The sequence below is a fragment of the Streptomyces synnematoformans genome (genome assembly GCF_039531005.1).
GTDB classification, from domain to species: Bacteria; Actinomycetota; Actinomycetes; order Streptomycetales; family Streptomycetaceae; genus Streptomyces; species Streptomyces synnematoformans.
The window spans coordinates 1-7,542 of record NZ_BAAAPF010000332.1 but is presented as its reverse complement, the minus strand read 5'-3'; the positions used below and the strand labels follow the sequence as shown (position 1 = coordinate 7,542).

Sequence of the window (7,542 nt, the reverse complement as noted above, 5' to 3'; positions counted from 1 at the left end):
CCGGCCGGACGGCCTCCTTGCCGGCCCGGCCGGGCTCGGCGGGCCGGGCCGCCGCCTCGTCCGGCTGCGGCCGCGGCCGGGACGTGGCGCCCACCTCCGATCCGCCGTCGCCGCCGCCGGCTGCGGCGATCTTCAGCGGTGCCGTGCCGGACTCGCCGCCGCAGCGGAAGGTCACGTCGTACTCGGCGCCCGGTTTGGCGTCCCAGTCGACCTTCACCTGCGCGCTCTGGGTGCCGCCGCCCATACCGAGGGTCGTCTTGTCGAAGACCGCCGACGAGGCCGTGGCCTCCTTGTCGCACTCCGTCACGGTCAGATCGACCTTGCCGCCCGGTTTGACGGTCTTGGGAGTGACGCTGAATCCGAAGGAGGTGATGTTGCTGTCGTTGTTGCCGTTGTCCTGCGCCGTCGCCACCGTGGCCGTGAGGCCGGCGGCGAGGGCGCCGACGGCCGCGGCGGCCAGCGCCGTGGATATGATCCGCATCGGTCGTGACTCCTGAAGTGGGGGACGCGACGACGTGGGCCGCCGCTAGCAGCGACGCTATGCAGACCCGGGCGGTGACACGCACTCAGAAACTGCTGAATGGGGCAACAGCAGGGCCAATAGGGTTGCCACGTCCCCCGCTACGGGCCGTCGGCGACCGGCGCGCCGTCCTCCAGGTAGACCGCGGCGCCGCGGCGGCGGGCCCGCAGCGCCCAGCGCAGCCGGCTGAACCGCACCGCCGGCAGCAGCCCGCCCGCCTCGTCCTCCGTGACGAACCGCCAGGCGCGCAGCTCGGGCCCGGGCAGCAGGACGCCGGCCGCCTCGGCGGGGCGCAGCCGGCCGCCGTCGTAGAGCAGCCGCAGCCCGCCGTACTCGGGCGGGCGGGGCGGCTCCCAGTCCACCAGCAGCAGCCGGGGCGGCCGCCGCAGGCTCAGCCCCAGCTCCTCCGCCACCTCCCGGACGCCGCCGCGGGCGGGGGCCTCGCCCGGCTCGACGACGCCGCCGGGAAACTCCCAGCCCGGCTTGTAGGTGGGGTCGACGAGGAGCACCCGGTCCGCCTCGTCGAACAGCAGCACGCCGGAGGCGAGCGTCTCGCGGGTGGGCTCGGAGTTCTGCACGATGTCGCAGTGCCCGGCCCCGGCGCGCAGGCAGGCCGCGACTTCTTCCGCGGCCCGGCGGGGGGTGAGTCCGGCGGCGTCGACGACGTGGGCGTCGCCGGTCAGCCAGGGCGGGAAGGAGCCGGCGTGCAGGATCGTTTCGTCAAACGAGACCAGCAGATGCCGCACCTCGAAGCGGCGGGACGCCAGCCGTCCGAAGATCTCGTCGCGGTACTCCTGCCGCCACAGCGCGGCCGGCACCACCAGCGGACCGTCCGCCTCCGCCAGCAGCGCCGCCGCCGTCTCCACCACCAGCCGCCGCCACGACGGCAGCTCCTGCTCGTCGTCGCCCTCCTCCAGCCGCTTCTGCGGCAGCAGCCGGCGCAGATACCCGCCCGTCAGCTCCGGGTCGTAGAGGACGCTCCCCGGCGTCAGCTCCACCAGTTCGTGCGCGACGTGGCGCAGACCCGTATCCCATGCGCCGTTCAACCAGACGATCACATGTTCCCCCTCTCAGCCGCCCCCAGAGAGTTGCCCGCTACCTGCTCCCGGGGAAACTCCGTGCGAAGAGTTTGGCCGCCGGGCTACGTCACACCGCCGCGACCCGGCGCGATTGCGCCGGGTCGCGGCCGGATGCGTGCGGTGTACGGTCCCGGGCGCCGCCGCGCGCGGGCCGACCGGGCCGTCCGGGGTCGGGCCGGGGGCCGTTCGGCCCCTCCACCGCGCGCCGCGGTTCGGGCACGCTGGCACCCACCCGCCCGCTGTGCACGGGCGGGGTCCGGCGGCCCGGTCCGGTGATCAGAAGGGCTGATCGACGGCTCCCCCCGGGCCGCCGGCATCATCCGACGGGCCGCTCCGGCTCCCCCCGGCCCTCACCCCTTCGTGGAGCCGAGGGTCAGCCCGGCGATGAAGTGGCGCTGCAGGAGCAGGAAGACGACGATCGTCGGCAGCGCGACGAGTACGGAGCCCGCGGCGAGCAGGTTGTAGTCGGTGAAGAACTGCCCGCGCAGGTTGTTCAGCGCCGAGGTGATCGGAAGCTTGTCGCCGTCGGAGATGAACACCAGCGCCCACAGGAAGTCGTTGTACATCCAGGTGAACTGCAGCGTCCCCAGGGCCGCCAGCGCCGGACGGCACAGCGGCAGGACGATCCGCCAGTACCGGGTCCACACCCCCGCGCCGTCGACGACCGCGGCCTCCAGGATCTCGTTGGGCAGCGCGCGCATGAAGTTCGCCAGCACGAAGACGCAGAAGCCCATCTGGAAGCCGACGTTCACGAGGATGACGGCCCAGTAGGAGTCGTAGAGCAGCATCGACTCGGACATCCAGTACGGCAGCTCGATGCGGTTGAACATCACGTACAGCGGGGTGACGATGACCTGCTGCGGCAGCAGGTTGCCCGCGGTGAAGAGGATGAGCAGGAAGAGCCCGCCGCGGATGCGCAGCCGGGCCACCACGAAGGCGACGAACGACGCCAGGAACAGCACGACCAGCACGCCGGGCACGGCGATGATGATCGAGTTGATGAAGTACTTGCTCATCTCCGAGTCGGAGAACGCCTGCCGGTAGTAGTCGAAGGACAGGCTGCGGGGCAGGGAGAAGTAGCCGTGCTCGGCGGTCTCCTCGTACGGGCGCAGCGAGGCGTAGACGGCGAGCAGCAGCGGGGCCAGGAAGGCGAGCGAGACCCCGCCGAGGAAGATGTGCACGCCGAAGCGGCCCCGGCGGGGCCGCTTCGCGGCCGGCCGGTCCGGCTTCCCGGCCGGCACCGCGGTGCCGGGGCGCGGCCCGGCGGTGGTGGGTATGTCGGCGGTCATCGGCGCTCCTCCCCGCGCATCTCCTGCACCAGGTACGTCACGATGAACCCCAGGGACACGGTGAGCAGCACCACGGCGATGGCGGAGCCGAAGCCGATGCGGCTGGCCTCGCCGATGATGTTGTCGGTGACGAGCACGGACAGCAGCTCCAGGCCGTTTCTGCCCTTGTTGATGGCGTAGACGATGTCGAAGGCGCGGAGCGACTCGATGATGGTGATGACGAGGACGACGACGTTGACCGGCCGCATCGTGGGGAAGACCACGCGCAGGAAGGTCTGCCGCTCGTTCGCGCCGTCGATGGCGGCAGCCTCCTTCAGCTCCGGCGCCACGGCCTTCAGACCGGCCAGATAGAGGATCATCACGTAGCCGGTGTGCCGCCAGCCGGCGGCGAGCAGCACCATCCAGATGTTCAGGTCCCGGTCGCCGAGCCAGTCGGTGGGGTTGTCCTGGTTGCCCAGGATGGCGTTCAGGGCGCCCTGGTCGCGGGAGAAGACCAGCTGCGCGATGAAGCCGACGACGGCGAGGGAGAGCACCACCGGCAGGTAGATCGTGGACTGGTAGAAGCGCGAGAAGCGCACCCCGCGGTCGATGACCACCGCCAGCAGCAGCCCGAAGGGGGTGGCGACCAGCCCCAGGAAGGCGATCCACAGCAGGTTGTTGCGCACCGCGGGCCAGAACGGCGGGTAGTCGCCGCCGGCGAGCGTGTCGTAGTTGTCGCCGCCGACCCAGTTCAGGTCGGACAGGCCGTCCCAGGAGGAGAAGGACAGAGTGATGGAGGCGACGGTCGGCCCCCAGATGATGAACAGGTCCAGCAGGATGGCGAAGCCCAGCAGCACGCCGATGACGGCGAGGTCGCGGGCGGTGAACCGCCGCCGCAGACCTCGCCGTCGGGTGCGCCGTTCGCGAGCGGTGGCGTGCGGCACGGCGGACTACTCCTGGCCCTCGGTGAAGATGGTCTTCTTCTGCGCCTCGATGCCGCTGAGCAGGCCGTCGATGTCGTCGGGGTCGTCGATGAAGTCCTGGAACGCCTTGATCATGACCGTCGAGGCGAAGTCGGGGCGGGTGTCCCGGTCGAGGAACTGGGATATCTGCTTGGCGCCCGAGACCAGCTCGGCGGCCTTCTTCTGCAGCGGGCCGTAGGAGGAGGTGTCGGCGCCGGAGTGGACGGCGACGTTGTTGGGGTCGGATTTCAGGTACGTCTCCTCGGCCGCCGGGGTGGCCAGGTACTTCAGCAGCTCCCGCGCGGCCTCCTCGTTCTTGGCCTTGGACGACATGAGGTAGCCGTCGATCGGGGCTTCGACCGCGTCCCGGCCGTGCTCGGGAGTGATCTCCGGAAAGGGGAAGAAGTCGAGGTCCTCGCGGTCCGCCTCGGAGAACTGCTGGCCGGGCAGCGGCAGGCCGAACACCCCCATGCCGGTCTTCTTCAGGGCGAGCGACTGGGCGGCCTCCTGCCAGGTGCGGCCGTTGGCGCCCTCGTCGTGGTAGGGCATGAGGCCGCGCCACAGGTCGAAGACCTCGCGCACCCGGGGGTCGGTCCAGGACTCCTCGCCGGCCATCAGCGACTTGTGGAAGTCGTAGCCGTTGGCGCGCATGTTGAGGTAGTCGAACGTGCCCATGGCCGGCCAGCCGTCCTTGTCACCGAAGGCGAAGGGGACCAGGCCGTCCTTCTGCATCTGCCTGGCCAGGGCGGTGTACTGGTCGAAGGTCTCCGGGATCTCGTAGCCGCCCTGCTCGAAGACGCTCTTCCGGTAGAAGACCGCCCACGGGTAGTAGTACATCGGCACGAAGTACTGCTTGCCGTCGGCGCCGGTGGACTGGTCCTTCAGCGCGTCGGAGAAGCCGTCGAAGCCCTTCCACAGGTCGCTGATCTCGGCGAGCAGCCCGCGCTCGGCGAAGAACTGCATGCGGTAGCCGGCGAACCACGTGAACACGTCGTCCGGCCGGCCCTGCAGATAGCGGTTGATGTTCTCCTGGAACGTGTTGTGGTCGACGGTGTTGACCTCGACCGTCTTACCCGACTTCTTCTCGAACGCGTCGAGCACGTCCTGGAGTGCCTTGCGGGGCACGTCGTCGGAGGCGTTCGATCCCATCGTCACGGTGTTGCCGTCCCCGCCCGGGCCGCTTCCGCAAGCGGCGAGGAGGGCCGGGAGGGTGACGGCGCCGGCGCCCAGGGCGGCTCCTCGCAGCAGGCTCCGGCGCGACATCGGTAGTGCGGTGGTGGGGCGGCCTACAGTCCTGCTGGCAGAAGATGAGGCGCTCATCGCTCCCCTTCCCTGGAGTGTTAACCAAACACAACCGAACGAAGATTGTGGGATCACACCTCCCCCCAGGGGCACTGTCAAGGGTTTTGACCGCGGGTCAGCCAACTGTTATGGCATCTCTTCCGACAGAGTCGAACAAGCTCTACCGTAAACGCTCGTGTGACGCGTCCATGAGGAAGAACCTTCGCAGCACCCCACCCAGAGGAGTGGATCCGATGCGGAAACTGCCATCCGCACGACGGGCCGTCAGATTCCACCTGCGCGCGGTGACCGGCGCCGCGGGGGCGGTCGCACTGTGCGCGGCCCTCGCCGCGCCCGCCGTGGCGGCGCCCACGGGAGCCCAACCGCAGCGCGCGAGCGCGACCGCCGCCGCGCAGCCGGCCGGCGGGCCGGACCTCCGGCTGCCCGACGGGCTGGCCAGGACCCCGCCGATGGGCTTCAACAACTGGAACTCCACCCACTGCCGGGCGGAGTTCGACCACGAGATGGTCAAGGGCATCGCGGACATCTTCGTCGAACGGGGCCTGAAGGACGCCGGCTACGAGTACGTGAACCTCGACGACTGCTGGGCCCTGCCCGAGCGGGACGCGAACGGCAAGCTGGTCCCCGACCCCGTGCGCTTCCCCGACGGGATCAAGGCGGTGGCGGACTACGTCCACGCCAAGGGGCTGAAGATCGGCATCTACACCAGCGCCGGCACCAAGACCTGCAACCCGGCCGGCTTCCCCGGTGCCCTCGGGCACGAGGAGAGCGACGCGATGCAGTTCGCCGAGTGGGGCATCGACTACCTCAAGTACGACAACTGCAACAACCAGGGCGTCGACGCCGTCCAGCGCTACACCAGGATGCGCGACGCGCTGCGGGCCGCATCCGAGACCACGGGCCGGCCGATCGTCTACAGCATCTGCGAGTGGGGCCAGAACGAGCCCTGGGAGTGGGCCGCGGACGTCGGCCACCTGTGGCGTACGACCGGCGACATCAGCGACAACTGGTCGAGCATGCTCGGCATCATGAAGCAGAACCTGCCGCTCGCCGAGTACGCGGGTCCGGGCCACTGGAACGACCCGGACATGCTGGAGGTCGGCAACGGCGGCATGACCGACACCGAGTACCGCACGCACTTCTCGATGTGGTCGATCATGGCGGCGCCGCTGCTCATCGGCTCGGACCTGCGCACCGCCGACGAGGCGACGTTCGAGATCCTCGGCAACGAGGAGGTCATCGCCGTCGACCAGGACCCGCTGGGCAGGCAGGGCGCCGTGGTCTCCGCCGACGACGGCCGCTGGGTCGTCGCCAAGGAGATGGCGGACGGCAGCCGCGCCGTGGCGCTGTTCAACGAGTCGACCGCGCCGCAGCGCATCTCCACCACCGCCGAGGCCGTCGGCCTGCCGGCCGCGGACGGCTACCGGATGCGCGACCTGTGGCGGCACGAGGACTTCAACACCGGCGGCGGGATCTCCGCGACGGTGCCCGGGCACGGCACCGTGCTCTACCGCCTCTGGCCCGGTGCCGGCGCCGGGTCGTACCCGCCCGCCGCCGAGTTCGGCGCCGGTTCCGCGCCGTACGTCGAGGCGGGCGGCGCGGCCGAGGTGACGACGACGTTCCGCAACACCGGCATCACCCCGGCGAAGAACGTCACCGTCGGCTTCGACGCCCCCGCCGGCTGGCAGGTGGAGACCGGCTCGCCCACCACCGCGGAGCAGATCGCGCCGGGCGGCACGCTCACCACCGTCTGGCGGCTCACCGCCCCCGCGGACGCCGCGACCGGCCGGCAGGAGTTTCCGCTGACGGCCGGCTACTCGGCGCCGTCCGGCACCGCCGTGTCCCTGACCTCGGCGGGCGCGGCGTACGTGGTCGCGAGCCCGCCCGCGGGGACGACGTACGCGAGCGACTGGCAGTGGCTGGAGGCCGGCAACGGCTGGGGGCCGGTCGAGCGCGACACCAGCGTCGGCGAGCAGGCGGCGGGCGACGGCGGGCCGCTCACCATCGGCGGCCGGACGTACGCCAAGGGGCTGGGCGTGCACGCCGTCAGCGACATCGGGTTCTACACCGGCGAGCGGTGCGAGACGTTCAGCGCCGAGGTCGGGCTGGACGACGAGACCGGCAATGGGGGTACCGCCCAGGGCGAAGCCTCTGGGGGAGGCTCGGTGGCCTTCGAGGTCTGGGCCGACGGCGCCAGGGTCGCGGAGTCCGGCGTGCTGACGGGCGCCGACCCGGCCCGGCCGCTGTCCGCGGACATCGGCGGCGCCGCGTCCGTACGGCTGGTCGTCACCGACGGCGGCGACGGCGTGGACTACGACCACGCCGACTGGGCGGACGCGCGGTTCGGCTGCTGACGCCCGGCCGCACCCCGCCGCAGCGCAGGGCGGGCGCGGCGCCGCGCCTGACGCACG

At 71.1% G+C, this 7,542-nt stretch carries 6 protein-coding genes; 1 reads left to right on the top strand and 5 read right to left on the bottom strand.

Annotation, left to right across the window (positions count from 1 at the left end; translation table 11 throughout):
- The 5 genes from ABD317_RS30950 to ABD317_RS30930 form a co-directional block, all read right to left on the bottom strand.
- A partial coding sequence (locus ABD317_RS30950; protein WP_344294208.1) for a hypothetical protein occupies positions 1-481 on the bottom strand: 481 nt, incomplete at its 3' end.
- Positions 482-621: 140 nt separating this feature from the next.
- Positions 622-1,578, bottom strand: coding sequence for an NUDIX domain-containing protein (locus tag ABD317_RS30945; RefSeq protein WP_344294206.1), 957 nt, complete (start codon positions 1,576-1,578; stop codon positions 622-624).
- 371 nt (positions 1,579-1,949) lie between these two features.
- Positions 1,950-2,888 (bottom strand): carbohydrate ABC transporter permease, encoded by a 939-nt coding sequence (locus tag ABD317_RS30940; protein WP_344294204.1) that lies wholly within the window; start codon positions 2,886-2,888, stop codon positions 1,950-1,952.
- The gene (locus ABD317_RS30935) at positions 2,885-3,811 is read right to left on the bottom strand and encodes a carbohydrate ABC transporter permease (protein ID WP_344294202.1); all 927 of its coding nucleotides are present in this window, start codon (positions 3,809-3,811) and stop codon (positions 2,885-2,887) included. Before ABD317_RS30935 ends, ABD317_RS30940 begins: the two co-directional genes overlap by 4 nt.
- 6 nt (positions 3,812-3,817) lie before the next feature.
- The gene (locus ABD317_RS30930; RefSeq protein WP_344294200.1) at positions 3,818-5,092 is read right to left on the bottom strand and encodes an ABC transporter substrate-binding protein; all 1,275 of its coding nucleotides are present in this window, start codon (positions 5,090-5,092) and stop codon (positions 3,818-3,820) included.
- Between the two features lie 272 nt (positions 5,093-5,364).
- On the opposite strand from ABD317_RS30930, the gene ABD317_RS30925 reads away from it, so the two are divergent.
- Positions 5,365-7,485 carry an NPCBM/NEW2 domain-containing protein gene (locus ABD317_RS30925; RefSeq protein ID WP_344294198.1) on the top strand — a complete coding sequence of 707 codons (2,121 nt, stop codon included), beginning with the start codon at positions 5,365-5,367 and terminating at the stop codon, positions 7,483-7,485.
- The last annotated feature ends 57 nt before the right edge of the window (positions 7,486-7,542 follow it).

What these genes read in the sequence shown, in the direction of transcription:
- ABD317_RS30930 (WP_344294200.1), bottom strand. Translation starts at nt 5,092, where the DNA reads ATGTCGCGCCGGAGCCTGCTGCGAGGAGCCGCCCTGGGCGCCGGCGCC.
- ABD317_RS30925 (WP_344294198.1), top strand. Translation starts at nt 5,365, where the DNA reads ATGCGGAAACTGCCATCCGCACGACGGGCCGTCAGATTCCACCTGCGC.
- ABD317_RS30940 (WP_344294204.1), bottom strand. Translation starts at nt 2,888, where the DNA reads ATGACCGCCGACATACCCACCACCGCCGGGCCGCGCCCCGGCACCGCG.